General features: G+C 65.2%; 11 protein-coding genes. 4 read left to right on the top strand and 7 right to left on the bottom strand.

Translation table 11 applies throughout. The features are described from left to right. Positions 1-282: 282 nt before the first annotated feature. Positions 283-2,637, bottom strand: coding sequence for a peptidoglycan glycosyltransferase PbpC (gene pbpC, locus ACNFCH_RS25355; RefSeq protein ID WP_416744406.1), 2,355 nt, complete (start codon positions 2,635-2,637; stop codon positions 283-285). A gap of 77 nt (positions 2,638-2,714) precedes the next feature. On the opposite strand from pbpC, the gene ACNFCH_RS25360 reads away from it, so the two are divergent. Continuing rightward, complete coding sequence (locus ACNFCH_RS25360; protein WP_070090414.1) at positions 2,715-3,008, top strand: hypothetical protein; 294 nt, start codon at positions 2,715-2,717, stop codon at positions 3,006-3,008. Between the two features lie 102 nt (positions 3,009-3,110). Here the strand turns inward: ACNFCH_RS25360 and ACNFCH_RS25365 are convergent, their stop codons facing one another. Next, positions 3,111-8,012 (bottom strand): alpha-2-macroglobulin family protein, encoded by a 4,902-nt coding sequence (locus tag ACNFCH_RS25365; protein ID WP_416744409.1) that lies wholly within the window; start codon positions 8,010-8,012, stop codon positions 3,111-3,113. Between the two features lie 177 nt (positions 8,013-8,189). On the opposite strand from ACNFCH_RS25365, the gene ACNFCH_RS25370 reads away from it, so the two are divergent. Then, positions 8,190-9,527 (top strand): MATE family efflux transporter, encoded by a 1,338-nt coding sequence (locus ACNFCH_RS25370; protein WP_337160327.1) that lies wholly within the window; start codon positions 8,190-8,192, stop codon positions 9,525-9,527. 69 nt (positions 9,528-9,596) lie between these two features. Here the strand turns inward: ACNFCH_RS25370 and ACNFCH_RS25375 are convergent, their stop codons facing one another. The 5 genes from ACNFCH_RS25375 to ACNFCH_RS25395 form a co-directional block, all read right to left on the bottom strand. Beyond that, positions 9,597-10,052, bottom strand: coding sequence for an REP-associated tyrosine transposase (locus ACNFCH_RS25375; protein ID WP_416744411.1), 456 nt, complete (start codon positions 10,050-10,052; stop codon positions 9,597-9,599). Positions 10,053-10,243: 191 nt separating this feature from the next. Then, positions 10,244-12,157: an arginine decarboxylase gene (speA, locus tag ACNFCH_RS25380; protein WP_416744413.1), complete on the bottom strand. Its 1,914-nt coding sequence runs from the start codon at positions 12,155-12,157 to the stop codon at positions 10,244-10,246. A gap of 153 nt (positions 12,158-12,310) precedes the next feature. Beyond that, positions 12,311-12,682, bottom strand: coding sequence for a translation initiation factor Sui1 (locus ACNFCH_RS25385; RefSeq protein ID WP_416744415.1), 372 nt, complete (start codon positions 12,680-12,682; stop codon positions 12,311-12,313). 286 nt (positions 12,683-12,968) lie between these two features. Further along, on the bottom strand, positions 12,969-13,505 hold the full coding sequence (locus ACNFCH_RS25390) for an NUDIX hydrolase (RefSeq protein ID WP_337160326.1): 537 nt from the start codon (positions 13,503-13,505) through the stop codon (positions 12,969-12,971). Between the two features lie 2 nt (positions 13,506-13,507). Beyond that, on the bottom strand, positions 13,508-14,575 hold the full coding sequence (locus ACNFCH_RS25395) for a DUF2333 family protein (protein WP_337160325.1): 1,068 nt from the start codon (positions 14,573-14,575) through the stop codon (positions 13,508-13,510). Positions 14,576-14,827: 252 nt separating this feature from the next. On the opposite strand from ACNFCH_RS25395, the gene ACNFCH_RS25400 reads away from it, so the two are divergent. Both ACNFCH_RS25400 and ACNFCH_RS25405 read left to right on the top strand, forming a co-directional pair. Continuing rightward, positions 14,828-16,444 carry a PleD family two-component system response regulator gene (locus ACNFCH_RS25400; protein WP_337160324.1) on the top strand — a complete coding sequence of 539 codons (1,617 nt, stop codon included), beginning with the start codon at positions 14,828-14,830 and terminating at the stop codon, positions 16,442-16,444. Positions 16,445-17,772: 1,328 nt separating this feature from the next. Continuing rightward, complete coding sequence (locus tag ACNFCH_RS25405; protein ID WP_416744417.1) at positions 17,773-18,552, top strand: methyl-accepting chemotaxis protein; 780 nt, start codon at positions 17,773-17,775, stop codon at positions 18,550-18,552. The last annotated feature ends 275 nt before the right edge of the window (positions 18,553-18,827 follow it).

Here is an 18,827-nt window from a genome sequence, read left to right on the forward strand (position 1 = left end):
CAAACCGAAGCTCAATGGCCTGAGTCCTGTCGCATACAGGACTCAGGTTGCTGGCTAGAATTGTCCAACTTTTGGGGGGCAGTCCAGGTTCTCCGGTGTTCTCAACAACACTGCTGTGCCTGTGAGAACTGCGCCAGCCGGCACCATAGAATCTCCCACAACGCCCGTGTGGATCCGCAAGGCATCGCTGAACGTTCCGCCGCGATGGGGCGCGTTGCTCTCAATGCCACCGCTGGACCTGTAGGAGCGGCTTCAGCCGCGAAGCAGGCGGCGCGGTGGTCGCTATTCGCTGACCTGAAACTCGACCCGCGCGGTCTCGCCACTTTCGTCCAGCGCGCTCAGCTCGATGCGTCCGGTCTTTTCCAAGCGCACCAGCAGGCTGTCCTGGTCGCGGGTCTCGCCCAAGGGCTGGCCATTGAGGAACCACCAGCGCTGACCGCTGCCGCCCAAGGCCGAAACAGGCACCTGCAGCGGCTCGCGACTGGTGGCCGGGCGCCGCAAGGTGTCGCCGGGGCGCACGCCGACGATCGACAGCGGTGGCGCGCTTACCGGCACCTGTGGCGGGCAGACAGGGTCCGCCGCCGGCAGGCGCGCGGCGCGGCGTTCGATGCGGGGCAGCCAAGGCTCCAGCGGCGCCGGCCACAACGCCACGTCCCGCGCCTTGGCACCGCTGCAACTGGCATCGACACGCAAACCACGCTCATTGACCCAGACGGTCTCGCGCAGGCCCAACCCCAACGGTTGGTCGGCCGCCTGCAAGGTTGGCGGTGTGGTGCCGTCGAGGGTCCAGGCGAAACGCTGGCGACGGCAGTTGGGGTCCAGGCGGTTCATCGGCTGGCCCAACGGCCAGCAGATGGCGGCCACGCCGACGCTCGCCGGCACGCGCTCGACCGGCACGCTGATCCCCCGCTGGCTGTCACGATTGCTGAGCAGGTCATGGACCTGCAGCATCAGTGGCGCCGCTGAGGCCAGGCCGAACTGCCCCGGCACCGGCGTACCGTCGGGCCGCCCGATCCACACACCGATCAGGTAGCGCGGCCCAACCCCCACCGACCAGGCGTCACGAAAGCCGTAACTGGTGCCGGTCTTCCAGGCCAACTGCGGGCGCTGCACCAGTTCTGCATGAAGGTCACGGTCCGGACGGGCCTGGCCGCTCAAGATGCGCCGCACGATCCAGGCCGAGCCGGGCGACAGCAAGCGCTGTTCCACCAACGGATCCTGAGGTTGCAGGCGGATCCGTGCGCTCTTGCCTTCACGGGCCAGGGCCGCGTAGCCGCCCACCAGGTCCTCCAGTCGGCTGCCCGCTCCACCGAGGATCAGCGACAGGTTCGGTTCGGCGAGCGGCGGCAACACCAGCGGCATGCCGCCCATGCGCATCTGCGCAGCGAAGCGCTTCGGCCCGTAGGCCTCGAGCAACTGCACCGCTGGCAAGTTCAGCGACAGGGCCAGGGCGGAGCTGGCCGAAACCGGGCCACTGAACCCCATGGAGAAGTTGCCGGGCCGGTAGTCGCCGTAGCGGCGCGGCACGTCCTGCAGCAGCGATTCGGAGTGGATCAGCCCATCGTCCATGGCCATGGCATAGAGGAAGGGCTTGAGGGTCGAGCCGGGCGAGCGCAGGGCGTGGACCATGTCGACATGGCCGAAGCGGCGCTCATCGGCCAGGTCAATGGAGCCAAGGTAGGCCCGCACGGCCATGGTTCGCGACTCCACCACCAGCAGCGCCGCCGAGGTGCGCTCAGGCAAGCGTGCACGCCAGCCCAGTAACAAGTCTTCCAGACGACGTTGCAAGGCCGCATCGAGGGTGGTGCGAATCAGCGGTGGGCTGTTGGCGCTGTTCAGCCGCCGGGCCAGCAAGGGGGCCAGCGCCGGTTCCTGGCGGGGCGCGAGCAGCAAGGGTTCTTCTCGTGCCTCGCGCACTCGCTGCGCCGGCCATACCTGGTACTCGGCCAGGCGCTCCAGCACCTTGTCGCGGGCCCGCTGGGCACGCTCAGGGTGGCGATCCGGACGCAACCGGCTGGGCGCCTGGGGCAGCACCGCAAGCAGCGCCGCCTCGGCAGGCGTGAGGTGCATCGGCGACTTGCCAAGGTAGGCCCAACTGGCAGCGGCCACCCCTTGCAGCGTGCCGCCGAACGGGGCGCGGTTGAGATAGAGCTGGAGGATCTCGCGCTTGGACAGGTGCCACTCCAGCTGCGCCGTGCGCCACAACTGACGCAGCTTGCCCGTCAAGGTGCGCTCGTGAGGATCGAGCAGGCGCGCCACCTGCATCGACAATGTGCTGCCGCCCGACACCACCCGCCCACCACGCAGATTCAGCCAGGCGGCCCGCGCCAGCGCCAGCGGGTTGACCCCGGGATGGCTGTAGAACCAGCGGTCCTCGTAGGTGAGCAGCGCCTCCAGGTACAACGGCGAAACCTCCTCGGGGCTCACCGGATAACGCCATACCCCGTCGGTATCGGCGAAACGCCACAGGGGCGTGCCGTCCTCGGCGAGCACCACCCGCGCCAAGTCATCGCCCGGCATGGGCAACGGCCACAGGCGATCGGCCAGCCACAGCAGGGCCACGGCCAGCACACCGGCGATGCCGATGCCACGCACGATCCTTGCGGTGCGGGTGCGCAGGCACGCTACCATTGGCATCGGGAACCGACCTGGCCAGGTAATGGCCAAAGGCTAGGGAACGGCACCCGCGCCGATTCGATCATCAGGAAGCAACTATGCATGTAGAAGGTTTTTTCGAGTGGCTGGGCCAGGCACTGGGTTCGTTGATCCGCTTTATCGTTGATGCATTGAGCGGACTGTTCAACCTGGTGGCCAATGCCGGTGGCAATTTCATCGACGGTCTGGCGCGCACATTGGGCATGGATACCTCGCTGGTCAGCATCCTCGCCTTGGTGGTTGGCCTGATGCTGCTGTACTCGGCGATCCGCGCCTTCATGCGTGCCTCGATCATCCTCGGGATCATCTGGCTGCTGCTGGGGTTGTGGGTGTTGAGCTGGATCATTCACTGAAACGCCCTGAAGGAGCGGCCTTGGGTCGCGAACGGGCCTCGCAGAGGCCCCAACCTTGGCATTACGCGACGCAAGGCCGCTCCGACAGAAAAGCGTTGTGGGCTAGCGGCCCTTGACCAGCATCTCGCCCTGCCCTTCCCCAACGGCCTGCAGGTTAGGCCGGTACATCGACTCCACCTGCGGCGGCGGAATGCGATAAGTCCCCGGCGTCACCGCCCGAGCCAGGTACAGCAGGTGGCTGGTGCCGTAGCCGTCGAGCTTGAGCGCGGCGACATAGCGGTCATCGCGATACTCCTGATGCACCAGGCTGGCGTTCTGCATCGACTCGCGCCATTCCTTCACCGCGCTGCTGGCGTTGTCCAGGCTGGCGGCGCTCTGGGCCAGGTTCTGGTTCTCCAGCTCCAGGCCTGCCGGCAGCAGGTCGACCACCAAGGCATCCGGTACCTGGGTGGACGCCTTGAGCGCCAAGTGCACCAGCACCAACTCGCCGCTGCGCAGGTTGCGCAGGTCCAGCGGCTGGCCGTTCATGCCCAGGTACTCACGACGAATCTCCATGCCGTTGCCCCCGGCAGGCGGAGCCTGGCGCGGATAACCGGAGAGGGTCAGTTGCTGATAGAGCGTCTCGCTGCCCTGGTTCTGCACGGTCAACGGCGACATCAGCAAGGGGCCTTCGAGCTTCACGCCCGATTCGGCATTGTTGAACTCGCGAACTTCCCCGGCGCTGTCCAGACGCGCCTGCCATTGGCCTTCCGGCTTGCCCAGCAGGCCACGGCCAGCCAGGTACAAGGCATTGCGCTCCTGAGTCGACAGCCAGCGATTGGCCGCCAGTTCATCGGACAGGGCGAACAGGCGCTGGTCGACCTGGTTGCTGGCCAGGTTGTTCTCCTGCAGCAGGGCCAGGATCAGCGCCTGGTCACGCAGGGTGCTGCCGTAGTCGGCCATCCAGCCGTCGCTGCGCTTCACGCCCAGGCCTGCCTGCAGCGCCTGCTGGGCGCGGGGCTTGTCGCCCATTTTGTCCAGCGCCACCGCCAACTGCACCAATGGCAGACCGGAGCGCGCATCGCTGCGCCGCTCGAACAGGCCACGCAGGGCACCGAGCGGTGCCTGCTGGTTACGCGCCAGCACCAGCGCGGCGTAGGCCTGCACGGCGAAGCGGGTGTGGTCGGCGTTCTGGCTGTAGTCCACTTCGATCAGGTTACGCTCCTGCACATAGCGCAGCAGGCGTTCGTTGGCTTTCTTCAGCGCCTCGGCCGGTACGCCGAAACCTTGCTCGCGGGCGCGCAACAGGAAGTCGGTGACATAGGCCGTCAGCCAGTATTCCTCTTCGCTGTCCGAACTCCACAGGCCGAAGCTGCCGTTGTAGCGCTGCATACCGAGCAAATGCTCGATGCCCATCTCGATCTTGCGCTTGCGCACCTCGGCCGGCTCGCCCTTGATACCCAGGCGCTTGAGGCTTTCGGCATCGGCATAGAGCGAGGGGTAAAGACCGCTGGTGGTTTGCTCCAGGCAACCGTAGGGGTAGGCCTCCAGGGCTCGGATCTGCTCAGCCAGGTTCAGCGGTGGACGGCTGGAGAGTGCCAGGCTGGCTTCCAGACCTGCGCTCTCGAAGGCCGCAAGGTCGTCTTCAGGCAGGGTCCAGGGCTGGTCCTTGAGGGCCACGCGGTAGTGCTTGAGCATTGCAGGGTAGGCGGGGCGAACGCCGAGGGTCCACTCGCGCGCGAAGACGTTGGCCGGCTCGCCAGGCAACTGAAGGCCGTTGACCCGCACCTGCACCTTGCCCTGGCCAAGACCACCCTGGGCCTGCACCGGGATCATCAAGGTCTTGCGCTGGCCCTCGGCCAGGCTGACGCTCTGCTGGCCCTCGCCGGCCAGGGCCAATTGGCCATCGGCACTGACCTGCACGTTCAGTTGCTGGGCACGCCCGGACAGGTTGGCCAGATCCAGCGCCAGGTTGGTACGGTCGCCACCGGCCAGGAAGCGCGGCGCCGAGAGCTCGGCGATCAGCGGCGCGGCAACGACCGTTTTGCCTTCGGCCATACCGAAGTGCTCATCGGTCCAGGCCTGGGCCATCAGCCGCAGCTCACCATTGAAGTCAGGAATCTCGACGCTCGCCTCACCCTCGCCTTGCGCATTGAGGGTCACCGGCAGGCTCTGCTGAGCGACGATGGTGACCGTGGTGTTGGGGCGCTTGCCGCCCTTGGCCATGGCCGCGTCGCCACCGAATGCCAGGCTGGCCAGACGGCCCTGCCCGGCCTCGATCAGCTGGCCGTAGATATCCAGTTGGTCGGCACCGTAGGCCTTACGACCGAACAGGCTGGCAAACGGGTCCGGCGTCTTGAAGTCGGTGATGTTGAGAATGCCCACGTCCACTGCGGACAACAGCACATGCACCTGTTTGGGCACGCTGCCGTCGGCGTTGGCGGCCTTGAACTTCACGGTCAGCGGCTGCTTTGGGCGCATCTTCTCCGGCGCCTGCAAGGTCACCGCGAGCTTGCGTTCGGCTCGGCCCAGCGGCAGGTGCAGCACGCCCACGGCACGCTTGGGCGTGGCGTTGACCTTGCGCTCGCCGGGGCGGATCACCAGGGCACTGATGTACAGGTCGTGACGCGCCCATTGCTTGTCCAGTTGCACGTCGAAGGTCTTGCCCTCGGCGGGCACGTCGATTTCCTGCCACCACAGCGGGCCATCGCTGGATTCGATCATCAGATAGCCGCTGCCGGCCGCAGGCGGGGTGACGGTGACCTTGGCGGTCGCACCATCGGCATAGGCGGGTTTGTCCAGGGCCAGCTTGACCTGGTCCGGGCGCACCGCACCGCCTTCGGCGTTGTCCTGGGCCCGGTAGCCGGCCCAGAAGCGCGCGCTGGATACCAACCCGGTCTGCGGGTCTTCCACCTCGACCCGGTACGGGCCCCATTCCACTTGGAAGTTCAGCTTGGCGGTGCCGCCAGCCTTGACGCTGACGGTCTCCTCGCTCTGGGTGAGGAACTTCTCGTTGTAGTTGTAGCTCCAGCCGTCGCTCTGGGAGTAGTTCCAGTAGTAGTCGCGGCGCTCGCGCACCAGGCGTACCTTGAGGCCTTCGGCGGCAAGTTTGTGGCCTTCGCGGTCGGCCACCAGCACTTCGAATTCCACGGGGCCATCGCTGTCGGTTTCCTCGCCTTCGAACAGGCCACGCAGGCCCGGCAGGCGTTCGGCCGGCCAGATCGGCTGCTCCAGGCGACGGGTGATCGGCCGCCCGCCGGACTCCTGAAGGCTTGCCTGGACGGTCAGTTGCAACGGCGAGCGGGCCTCGGCCCAGCGGCTTTCGATGTCCAGGGTGGCCTTGCCGGCGTTGTCGAGGGTCACCTCGTCCAGTTCCAGGTCCTGGTTGAGTTCGGTCTCTGTGACCGAACCGAACTGGTAGCCCGGCAGTGCCGGCACCGCTTCACGCAGGGGGCGCACATAGGCCTGGCCACTCAGGCGATTGCCTGCGGCGGGCGCGCCATAGAGGTAACGGCCATTGACCTGGATGCGCGCGGCCTCTTCAGGCGAGAGCGGCGTGCTGCTGCCCTTGAGCTCCAGGGCCAGGCGCTCGGGGAGAAAATCCTCGACCAGAAACTCATAGACCTGCTTGCGCCCACCACCCAGGTCGAGCAGCAGTTGCCAACGCCCGGTCGGGGCTTCAGTGGCCAGTTGCAGTTGATATTGGAACAAGCCGTTGCGGTCGGCCTCCCAGACGAACTTGCGGCTGACCTGCTCATCCGGCCGACGCACCTCGACCGTCACCGGTTGCGCCTTGACCGGCTTGCCGTCCTGGTCGCGCAGCAGGCCGTTGAGCAGCACGGTCTCGCCTGGGCGATACAGGTCGCGCGGGCCGAAGATGAAGAACTGCAGCGGGTTGGCCTGGGGGCCGGTGATGTCGAACTCGGCCAGGTCCAGGGCTGCGGTGTTCAGGCGTAGCAATGTGGTGTTCACGCCTTGGGTGGCAATCAGGGTGTCGGCCTTGGCGGTGATCGGCAGTTGTGCGTGGCCCTCGCCGTCGGTCTCGGCCTGGGCCAGCAGCTTGCCCTTGTCGTCATGCAGCTCGAGGTTGACGCCCTTGAGCGCCTTGCCGCCTTCCAGGGCCTGGGCGAACACATCCAGGCGATCCCGATAGCGGTGGGCGGAGACGCCGATGTCGCTCAGGGTGAACAGGGTCGCCGGCTGCGAATAGTCATAGGTGCCCGAGGCGCGCATCACCGCCAGGTACACGCCTGGCTCCTGCAGCGGCTTGATCCCGGCGATCGGCAACAGCACGGTCTCACGGGTGTTGCGCACCGGGTTCAGGTCGAAGCGGCCGCTGTAGACCAGGTCGGCCATGTCCAGGGTTTCCTTGGACTGGTAGTAGTACAGGCTGCTGTTGCGGCCCCAGTTGACCAGGAAACTGGAGAGCATGTCCGGCTTGATGCGGAAGAATTCCACATCGACCTTGTCGACGTTCAGGGCGATCACCGGCAGGCCTTCGGCCAGGCGGGTGGGCAACAGCGAACCGCGGCTGGCGAAGCCCACGGTGGGCTGCATGTCTCGGGTTTCCAGGCGGGTGACCGACTCCTGCTCCAGGCGCTTGTCGTTGACTGCCAGCAGGCCCTTGTCGACCGTCAGGACCAGCTTGCGCTGCGGCTCCAGGTGACGCAGGCGCAACTCCATCTGGTTGTCCGAAAGCTCCCAGGCGCCGTCGACCTTGCCCTTGACGGTATCGACCAGGTGAACCTTGGCGGCGAAGTCCTGGCTGGCGTCCAGGGGGGCGGAGAAGCTGACCGACAAGGTGCTGGCCCCGTCCACCTGGACTTCCGAGACGTCCAGAACGGTCAGTTCGCGATCGGCGTAGCGCTTGGCCAGGACGGCCGGGTCTTCGCGCTTGGGCGCCGGGGTGGCGGCAGGGGCTGACGCCGCCGGCTTCTCGGTAGGTGCCGGGGTATCCTTCGAGGAGGAATCACAAGCACTGAGCAACGCCAGCGCGCAGGCCAGCAACAATCCTTTGTTGAGCATGGAGAGAGAACTCTTGGGCAGCGTATCGATAAGGGTGCAACTATAGCGCACTGGCGGGCGGCGTACCTGCCAGGAGGACACAACTGCGACCCTGTTCGCGCACTGCGGCGGCCCGGCCGCTACAATGGCGCCACTGTCCAAGCGGGCCGCTTCGCGCCCCTAAACCCAAGGTTCCGGATGCCCACACTGTCCACCGACTGGCGCGACCGCCTCACCCACCGCAAGGTCTGGGCCCTGGCTGCGCCGATGATCCTTTCCAACATCTCCGTGCCGCTGGTGGCACTGGTCGACAGTACGGTGATCGGCCACCTGCCCCACGCGCACCAGTTGGGCGCGGTCGCGGTAGGCGCCACCTTGTTCACCTTCATGGTCGGGCTGATGGGTTTTCTGCGCATGGGCTCCACCGGTTTCGCCGCCCAGGCCGCCGGACGCGCCGACGGTGCGGCGTTACGCCAGGTGCTGGTGCAGGGCCTGTTGCTGGCCCTGGCCTTCGCGCTGCTGATCGGCCTGTTGGCCATTCCCTTCAGCCAACTGGCGTTGCAGGCGATGCAACCGAGCGCGGCGCTGCACCAATCCACCGAGGACTTCTTCCACACCCGCTTGCTGGGCCTGCCGGCAGCACTGGCCAGCTACGCCTTGGTCGGCTGGTTCCTGGGCACTCAGAACGCCCGAGCGCCATTGGCGATCCTGCTGACCACCAACGTGCTGAACATCGTCCTCAACCTGTGGTTCGTCCTTGGCCTTGGCTGGGGCGTGCTGGGTTCGGCACGGGCCTCGGTGATCGCCGAATGGAGCGCCGCCCTGCTGGGCCTTGCCCTGACCCGCCCGGCCCTGCGCGCCTACCCCGGGCACATTGCCTGGGCCGCGCTCAAGCGCTGGCAGGCCTGGCGACCACTGCTGGCGGTCAACCGCGACATCTTCCTGCGCAGCCTGGCGCTGCAACTGGTGTTCCTGCTGCTGACCGTGCAAGGGGCACGGCTGGGCGAGGCCACCGTGGCGGCCAATGCTCTGCTGCTCAACGGCCTGATGCTCACCGCCTACGCCCTGGACGGCCTTGCCCATGCGGTCGAAGCCCTGTGCGGCCACGCCATCGGCGCCCGCGACCGCGACACCTTGCGCCGCTCGCTGGTGGTGGCCTGCGGCTGGTCGCTGATTGTGAGCCTAGGCTTTGCCGTGCTGTTTTTGCTTGCAGGCCATCTGTTCATCGACCTGCAGACCGACATCGACAGCGTGCGCGCGGCGGCCTACCCGTTCCTGCCTTACCTGGCGGTGCTGCCGTTGATCGCGGTGTGGAGCTACCTGCTCGACGGCCTGTTCATCGGTGCGACACGGGCGCGGGAGATGCGCAATGCGATGTTGCTGTCGGTGCTGATCACGCTGCCCCTGGCGGTGCTGCTGAGCGGGTTGGGCAACCACGGGTTGTGGCTGGCGTTCCTGGGGTTCATGGCGGTGCGGGCAGCAACGCTAGGCTGGGTGGGATGGCGGTTGCAGGAAAAGGGGCGTTGGATTCAGTAATGGCGGGGCCGCCCCTTTGTAGGAGCGGCCTTGTGCCGCGAAATGAGGGCAAAGCCCTCACCTACTGGTTCACAGCCACACACAATCCCAATGGGGATAGTCGCCCGCTCTGCTCACCAATCCAGCCCGCAGCGGATTGGCGATGATGTAACGCGCAGTGGCCTTGATGTCTTCCTCTCTACGCAACGCTCGGTCATAGAAACCAGCCTGCCAGACTCGTTGACGATCTGCTCCCGCCCGGTAAAGCGCACAACTACTTCTGGATTTGAATGTACGCATCAGGCTGCTCAAGCCACCTCGACCTAATTCGACCAGCCAGTGCAAATGATCAGGCATCAGTACCCAAGCCAAAGATCGGCAAGCGCCTTCCTGCTCGCTCAAGCGCAATTGCTTGATAACCGCTCTGGCGAAATACAGGTCGCTGAACAGCGGTGTCCGGTTACGGGTGGTGGTTGTAAGCAGGTAAAGACGGCCAGCCTCTGAAATCCGACCTCTGCGCAGGCGATGGTTACCTCGACGATCCATGTTTCACTCCTCTGAACATTGCATTCAAAGGTAGTCGCACGGATTGAATCGCCTGAGAGCAAGTCGTTTCCACTTGTGCGTTCGGTGAGGGCTTCGCCCTCAGTTCGCGGCACAAGGCCGCTCCTACAGCAATCCGCGATCGCTGTAGGAGCGGCCTTGTGCCGCGATGGGCCGCAACGCGGCCCCCGGGATTACGAGGAAAGGTACGAAGAACGCGTCAGCCCCAAACGCAGCGCGTCGAGGAACTGGGTACGCTCGCGCGCCGTGATGCGGGCGCTGGCAACCTTGTCGCGGTAGTGCGTCATCAACTCCTCCGGCGACAGGTGCACGTAGCGCAGCATGTCTTCGATGGTGTCGTGAGTCTCGATGCCGGCGTGGTACACGCTGCCATCGGCGTTCTGGTAGATGTTCACCGAGTCGGTATCGCCGAACAGGTTGTGCATGTCGCCCAGAATCTCCTGGTACGCACCGACCAGGAACACACCCAACAGGTAGTCTTCACCTTCCTTGACCGCGTGCACCGGCATGCTGGTCTCGATGCTCTGCTCGTCGACGTACTGGTTGATCTTGCCGTCGGAGTCGCAGGTCAGATCCTGCAGCACGGCGCGACGCATCGGCTCTTCATCCAGGCGGTGCAGCGGGATGATCGGCAGCACCTGGCCGATGGCCCAGGTGTCCGGCAGGCTCTGGAACACCGAGAAATTGCAGATGTACTTGTCGGCCAGCTTGTCGTTGAGCTCGTCCAGCACCTGGCGGTGCGAGCGCTGGCGGGCCTTGAGCGAGTTGTGCAGGCGGCGGCACACGGCAAAGTAGCACTGCTCGGCCAGGGCCTTCTCGGCCAGGCTGATCTTGCCATCGGCATACTGCGCGGCAACGTCGCCCATGTAGTGGGTGGCGCGCCAGTAGGTCTCGGTGACCATCTCGATGTCGGTCGGGCCGAGCAGGTCGACCAGCCACTGCACGGTCTCGGGCAGCGCTTCCTTGTTCTCGATGGTCGGCACCTCGTCGTTGTGCTTCTCGACGTCGGTGACCTGGATCACCAGCATCGCGTGATGCGCGGTCAGCGAGCGGCCGCTCTCGGAGAAGATGTGCGGATGCGGCAGGCCCTGGGCGTCGCAGAACTCCTTGAGCATGCCCACGACCACGCCGGCATAGTCGTCCATGTCGTAGTTGATGGAGCTGGCATTACGCGAGTGGGTGCCGTCGTAGTCCACGCCCAGGCCACCGCCGACGTCGATGTGATCGACCGGCAGGCCCAGGGCGCGCAGCTCGCCATAGTAGCGGATGGCCTCTTTGAAGCCGTGCTGGTAGTCGGCCAGGTTGGCGATCTGCGAGCCCATGTGGAAGTGCAGCAGGCGGATGCCCTGGTCAAGGCCGGCATCGCGGAAGCGCTGTACCACCGAGAGCAGTTGGGCGGCGGACAAGCCGAACTTGGACTTCTCTCCCCCGGTATCGGCCCACTTGCTCGAGGCCAGCGACGACAGCCGCACGCGCAGACCGACCTGTGGCTTGACCTTGAGCTCGGCAGCCTCCTCGATCACCAAGGCGACCTCGGACTCCTTCTCGATGACGATGAACACGTTGTGGCCAAGCTTCTGGCCCATCAGCGCCAGGCGAATGAACTCACGGTCCTTGTAGCCGTTGCAGACGATGGTGCCGCCCTTGGGCGCCAGCGCCAGCACCGCGAGCAGTTCGGGCTTGGAACCCGCTTCGAGGCCGATGGAAACGTTCTGGGTGGCGATGATGTTCTCCACCACCGCTTCCTGCTGGTTGACCTTGATCGGGTACAGCGCCGTGTACTTGCTCTGGTATTCCAGGCGCTCGATGTTGGCGTCGAACGCACCGGTCAGCTGACGCACGCGGTGCTGCAGGATGTCGGGGAAACGCACCAGCAGCGGCAGCGACAGGCCGCTCTGGCGCAACTCATCGACCTGCTCGTACAGGTCGATCGGGGCGCTGCCCGGGCCGTTGGGGCGCACTTCGACGCGCCCGGCCTCATTGATGGCGAAATAACCAGCGCCCCAATGGCGGATACCATAAACACTGCGGCTGTCGGCCACGGTCCACTGGCTGCCATCATCTTTGCGTGTGCGTCGTACGGACATTCAAGTCCCCTGTAGATAAGTCAAAGACACTGCCCCGCCTGGGGCGGACGCAGTGTAAAAACTGAAAATGACGATTCGTCCGTGGTCAGGGATAGACCCTTCCTACGGGAACGAGTTTAGAAAGCACTGGGCAAAAAATCGCGCGGACCGGGATCAACCGCCGGATTTCTTCGCTTTGAAGCCCTGCTTGATCAACTCGCCGAGCAGCAGCTCGACGTGGTCGCCCTGGATCTCGATGACCCCATCCTTCAGCGCGCCTCCGGTGCCACAACGGCGCTTGAGGGTGCTGGCCAGCTCCTTGAGCTGGTCGAGGGGCAGCGGGACGCCACTGATGGTGGTCACGGTCTTGCCGCCACGGCCTTTGCTTTCGCGGCGCACGCGGGCGATACCATCACCTTCGGGGATGACCTGTTGCTTGCAGATGCAGGTGTCCACCGGCTTGCCACAGTCCGGGCAATGCCGACCGGCATCGGTGGAGTAAACGAGACCGCCAAGGGCGGCGAAGGAAGAAGCTTTCTTGGCCACTTTTGTTCCTCTTGCTGAGGACAAAAACTGGTCGATGCCTGGGGCCAGGACCGACCGCGAAGCCCCACTCTGGCAGGGGCAGCGCTACTGCCGCAAGATCCTGCGGCAGCCCGAAAAGGGCGCGCAGTGTAACGATAAATCTGCCGGTTGCTAAGTACTGGAATGCGCCATTTTTCGAATGTTTTGCGACCCTTTGCGAATAAACCCATCCCCGCAGCGCTCAAGCGCTACACGATCCTTTGTGGGAGCGGGTTTACCCGCGAAAGCGCCGGCACTGCCAACACAGCTATTTCAGGCTGGCCGTGTAACGATCCAGCGCCGCCAGCGAGTCCGGACAGAACGGCAAGCGCCCGCGATCGGCTTCTACCTGGGCAAGGCTCACGAAGCGCGCCTCGCTGACCTCTTCTGGCTGCAGCTTCAACGGCGCATCGGAAACCGCCGAGAACACCGCGCACCACAACCGGTTGTCCGGCTGGTCGAAGTAGAACCGCTCATGAAAGCGCAACGCGGCGCCAGCGATGCCCAGCTCTTCCGCCAGCTCACGCGCTGCCGACACCTCGTAGCTTTCCCCGGCAGCCACCATGCCGCCGGCGGCCACGTCCCAGTAACCGGGGTACAGCGCCTTGCTCAAGGTACGTCGGTGCACGCACAGCTCACCGGCGCTGTTGAACAGCAGGATGAAGGTGCAGCGCCCGATCAGGCCGCGCTCACGCAGCTCGGCCCGAGGCAAGGCGCCAAGCAGCCGGTCGGCCTCATCGACCCAGGCGACCGACTCACGATCGGAGGCCGCGCGGTGCGCAGCCTCCTGTGGGCTGATGGTCATCCTCAACCCTGCGACAGCAGTTGACGCAGGTCGATGACCGCGGCGTTGGCTCGGGAAATATAGTTAGCCATTACCAGCGAGTGGTTGGCCCACATGCCAAAGCCGCTGCCATTGAGCACCATCGGGCTCCACAGCGCCTCCTGGGAGGCCTCCAGCTCACGGATGATCTGGCGTACGCTGACCGTGGCGTTCTTCTTGGCCAGCACATCGGCGAAGTCCACCTCGATGGCGCGCAGCAGGTGCGACAGCGCCCAGGCCTGGCCACGGGCTTCGTAGAACACGTTGTCGATCTGCAGCCATGGGGTTTCCACCAGCTCCTCGTCGACCTGCGGCGCTTGGCCCGGAACCACCGACTCGGTTTTCAAGGTGCTGTTGAGCTTGACCCGGCCGACACTGGCCGACAGGCGCTGGGACAACGAACCCAGACGAGTGGCCACATCACCCAGCCAGTTGTTCAGGTTGTCCGCGCGGGTATAGAAGATGGCGCCCTGGTCGCCTGCGGACAGGCGGCGCTGGTAGCGGCTGAGCGACTTGATGCCTTCCTCGAACTCCGACTCGCTCGAAGGCAGGATCCAGCTCTTGTTATCGAAGTTGAAGCGCGGCTCGGCCTTGGCCAGGTCGGCATCTTCGGTCGATTGCGATTGGGAACGGGCGAAGTCCTTGCGCAGGGCACGCGACAGGTCACGCACCTGGACCAGCACGCCGTATTCCCAGCTCGGCATGTTGTCCATCCACAGCCCTGGCGGGAAACGGTCGTTGGAGATGTAGCCGCCCGGCTTGTTCAGCAGGGTGCCGGCGACGGTCTTGAGGGTCTCGATGGTGGTATAGCCCACCACCATCTGCTGGCCGGTGCGCTCGGCGGCGGCCTGGGCGCTCTGTTGTACCGGGAACAGCTCCGGCTCCTGGCTCCAGTACCAACCGAGGCCGATGCACACCAACAGATACAGGCCGATCAGGGTGCCCAGGGCGCGGCTCCACAGCCCACCCAGGTAGCTACGTGTAGCGGCGCCACGGGCGTCGACGCGCTCACGGGGCTCGGCTTTGGCCTCGCGGTTTTTCCAGTCCAGCATGGCGTTGTCCTTATCAGTCCGACAGTTCAAGGGGCTTGGACCACCAGCCCCAGCCAGGGTGCCACGGCAAGCCCGCGTGACAGCACTATAAAGCAGACACTGCCTTACGCATAAGCGACCAATCGGTCGGTAACTGAATATTCGTACCTCGGCGGACTTTGTTGACATGGCGCACTGGCCAGTCCAGAAATGAGTGCTAGCATGGAGCCATCATTGCACCTGCATAACCACACACCAACAAGCAGTCAGGACATGACCCAGCCAGCAGACCCGAGCCACGAGCGCCTCAAGCAGCACTTCGCCCAACGGGTCATCCACCAGGCCCGACAGATCCTGGAGATCTGGCAGCGCCTGCAGCGGGGCGAGTGGTCGGCTGCGGAGCTGGGCGAGCTGTGCGAGGCCAATCTGCGCTTGCAACGCTATGCCGAACGCTTCGAACAACCCGAGCACAGTGTGCTGTCGACGGCCATCGGCCAGACGTTGCGGGCCATCGAGGCCAACAGTGCGCGGCTGAACTCGGAGCTGATCAGCGAGCTCAACCGCCTGATGCAGCGCCTTTCGCGCACCGGCCTGCGCAAGGGCGACCAGCTCGACAATGTGCCCCTGCCGCCCGTGCGCAAACCCGTGTACATCCTGCTTCAGGACCACGACCGCGCCGAGCGCCTGGCCCAGCAGCTCGAGTTCTTTGGCCTGGGCGTGCAAGCGCTGTTCAGTGCCGAAGCGTTCTGCGCCTCGATGCGTGAACGTTTGCCTTCGGCCATCGTCATGGATGTGGACTTCACAGGCCCAGGCCAGGGCCTGAAACTCGCGGCCCTGGCCCAGCAGGGGCTGGATCAGCATATTCCGCTGCTGTTCTTCAGCCACCACGAGACCGACACCCCCACCCGCCTGGCCGCCGTGCGTGCCGGAGGCCAGGAATTCCTGACGGGCACGCTGGAGGCCTCGAGCCTGCTGGAGAAAGTCGAGCTGTACACCAGCGCCACCCAGTACGACCCGTTCCGGGTGCTGATCATCGACGACTCCCGCGCCCAGGCCATGCATACCGAGCGCCTGCTCAACGGCGCAGGCATGATCACCCGGACCCTCACCGAGCCGATCCGCACCATGGCCGAGCTGGCGGACTTCCAGCCCGACCTGATCATCCTCGACCTCTACATGCCCGACTGCACCGGCCCGGAGCTTGCCAAGGTGATCCGCCACAACGATCGTTACGTCAGCGTGCCGATCATCTATCTTTCGGCCGAGGATGACCTGGACAAGCAGCTGGACGCCATGAGCGAGGGCGGTGACGACTTCCTGACCAAGCCGATCCGCTCACGCCACCTGATCACCACCGTGCGCAACCGCGCGGCCCGGGCTCGCCATCTCAAGGCGCGCATGGTGCGCGACAGTCTCACAGGGCTGTACAACCACACCCATATCCTCCAGCTGCTGGAAGATTGCAGCTTCCGCGCCCGTCGCGAGGGCCAGCCGCTGAGCTTCGCCATGCTCGACATCGACCACTTCAAGAAGATCAACGACCGCCATGGCCACCCTATGGGCGACCGGGTGATCAAGAGCCTGGCGCTGTTTCTCAAGCAGCGGCTGCGCAAGACCGATTTCATCGGGCGCTACGGTGGAGAGGAATTTGCCATCGTCATGCCCAATACCGCGCTGGACGCGGCCCACAAGGTACTGGACGAAATCCGCCGGCGCTTTGCCGACATCCTCTATCCGGCCCAGCCCCACGACCTCAAGTGCACCTTCAGCGCAGGCGTGGTGCAACTGGACGACAACCTCGATGCCCTGACCATGGCCAGCGCCGCCGACGAAGCGCTGTATCGGGCCAAACATGCCGGGCGCAACTGCGTGGTGCGCGTGGAGCCCTAGACGCATTCGCTTCCCTGGCCAACTTTCGCCCATAAAGGCAATTAGCCACTTTTTTGTGGAACCAAGCCCTCTTCGTCATCACCTCGTCACAAAACCGCAATAACTTCAGGCACCTACCTCTCCACTCCCGCTGGAAGTTCGCGGCTATGCGCCTGAAGTGGCTGACCAATTTCAATACCCTGTTGCTGGTGACCGTCTGCATCGCCTTGGGCGCGACCCTGTGGTGGTCGCAACGCGCCCTGGAGCGTCCCTATCAATTGATGGAACGCTACCTGGGCTTGTCCCAGCAGTTCCAGAATGACGCGGCGCGCAATATCCAGGCCTACCTGAACAGTGGCGACGCCTTGCGCCATGCCGCCGCCATGGAAGCGACCAAGCGCCTGCAGGCCTCCCTGGTCGACTGGCCGGAGGCGCTTGCGGACACGCTGCGCCCCAGCCTGGACCATCTGCAGGCCTTTACCGCCAACGAATTGCTCGCTGCCGGCAAACTTGCCGCAGACCCACAGGCCTTGCTGCTCCAGGCCGAGCGCGAACTGGGGGCCAACTTTGAACAGCTGGCCGCCTACGCCCGTGACAGTGCCAGCCCAGACGCTGGCCGTTACCTGACGCCCTTATTGGACGCCTCGGTTCACCTGGGGCGCCTGTCCCTGGCGCGGGACAAACTGGTCATCAGCGGTCGCGCGGAATTGGCCGATGAGGTCGAACGTGAACTGCAACTGATCCGCGCCCAAGCCCAGGCCATCGACAGCCTGCCGTTGCTGGGCGTGACCCGCGCCGCCGAGTCCAATGCAGACGATTTCGCAGCGTTGATGGGCCTGCAGGCCCAGGCCAGCGAGCAACGTGAAGATGTCGCGGTGGCCCTGAAGCGCGAGCTGCAGAGCCTGCTGACCCGCTACCCGGCCGAACTGCAACGTACCCGCGAACAGATCGAGCGCCGCACCGCCCTGGCCGCCAGCACAGGCGAACGGCTTGAGGCCGTGCAACAGGCCATCGCTGCCCTGGAGCCGGAGGTGCGTGGCCTGCACGCCAAGATCGCCAGCGAAGTGCGCATCATCCAAGGCCTGATGATCGGCCTGATCCTGCTCATCGCCCTGCTCATCGATACCCTTCAGCGTCGCCTGGCGCGTACGTTGACCAGCCTGGCCCCGGCCCTGTCGCGCTGGGCCGAGGGCGACTTTGCCCAGCCCATTGCCTTGGGGCGCCCCAACCGCGAGCTGCACGATATCCAGGCGTCGCTCAATCGCCTGCGTCAGTATCTGGTGGACCTGGTGGGTACCCTGCGCCACAACGCCGAACAGGTCGCTGGCAGCAGCCATGCGCTGGCGGGCATGAGCACTGCCCTGCACGACGGCGCCGAGCGCCAGGCTGGTGACACCGCGCAGATCCGCGATGCCCTGGGCGAACTCGAGGCGACCATCCAGCAGGTGGCGGGCGATGCCAGCGCTGCCGCCGACGCCAGCCGCGACGCGGGTCGCGCCGTGGAACAGGGCCAGGCCGTGATCGGTCAGAGCCTCTCCGGCCTGCGTGCGCTGGTCGATGAAGTGCAAGGCAACGCGCAGGCGATCGAGCAACTGGCCGAGGAGTCGGCCACCATCGGCGGCGTGCTGACGGTGATCCGCGCCATCGCCGAACAGACCAACCTACTGGCGCTCAACGCCGCCATCGAAGCGGCGCGGGCAGGCGAGATGGGTCGTGGCTTTGCCGTGGTCGCCGACGAAGTCCGCTCGCTGGCCCAGCGCACCACGGGGGCCACGGGTGAAATCCAGGGTTTGATCGACCGCCTGCAACAGGCCGCCCGGGAATCGGTGAACGGCATGCGCACCCAACTCGAACACGCCGAGGCCACCGCCAGCCAGGCCCAGGCCGCCGACGGCGCACTCGATGAAATCGTCGGTGCGATCCGCACGATCGCCGATACGGCGGTGCGCATCGCCGAGGTGACCGCCCAACAGACCGGCGCGGTGAGCGACATTCGCGATCACAGCGAGCGGATCCACGCACTGGGCGAAGACAACCTGCAGCGCATTGGCGAAGGACGCGAGCAAGGCGAGCAGTTGCTCCAGCTTGGGGGTGAACTGAATACCGCAGTGAGGGCGTTTCGCCTTTGAGCGCCGAGGCGCCTGAACGAACGCCTTCGCGGGTAAACCCGCTCCCACAGGGCTCACCGCCATCCTGTGGAAAGAGGTGAGCCCATACGGCTCACCGCAATCCTTTTGGAAGCAGCTCTATCCACACGGCTCACCGCAATCCTTGTGGACGCAGCTTTATCCACACGGCTCACCGCAATCCTTGTGGACACAGCTCTATCCATACGGCTCACCGCAATCCTTGTGGACACAGCTCTATCCATACGGCTCACCGCAATCCTTGTGGACACAGCTCT

This window comes from Pseudomonas sp. NY15354 (genome assembly GCF_048068075.1).
Taxonomy (GTDB): domain Bacteria; phylum Pseudomonadota; class Gammaproteobacteria; order Pseudomonadales; family Pseudomonadaceae; genus Aquipseudomonas; species Aquipseudomonas guariconensis_C.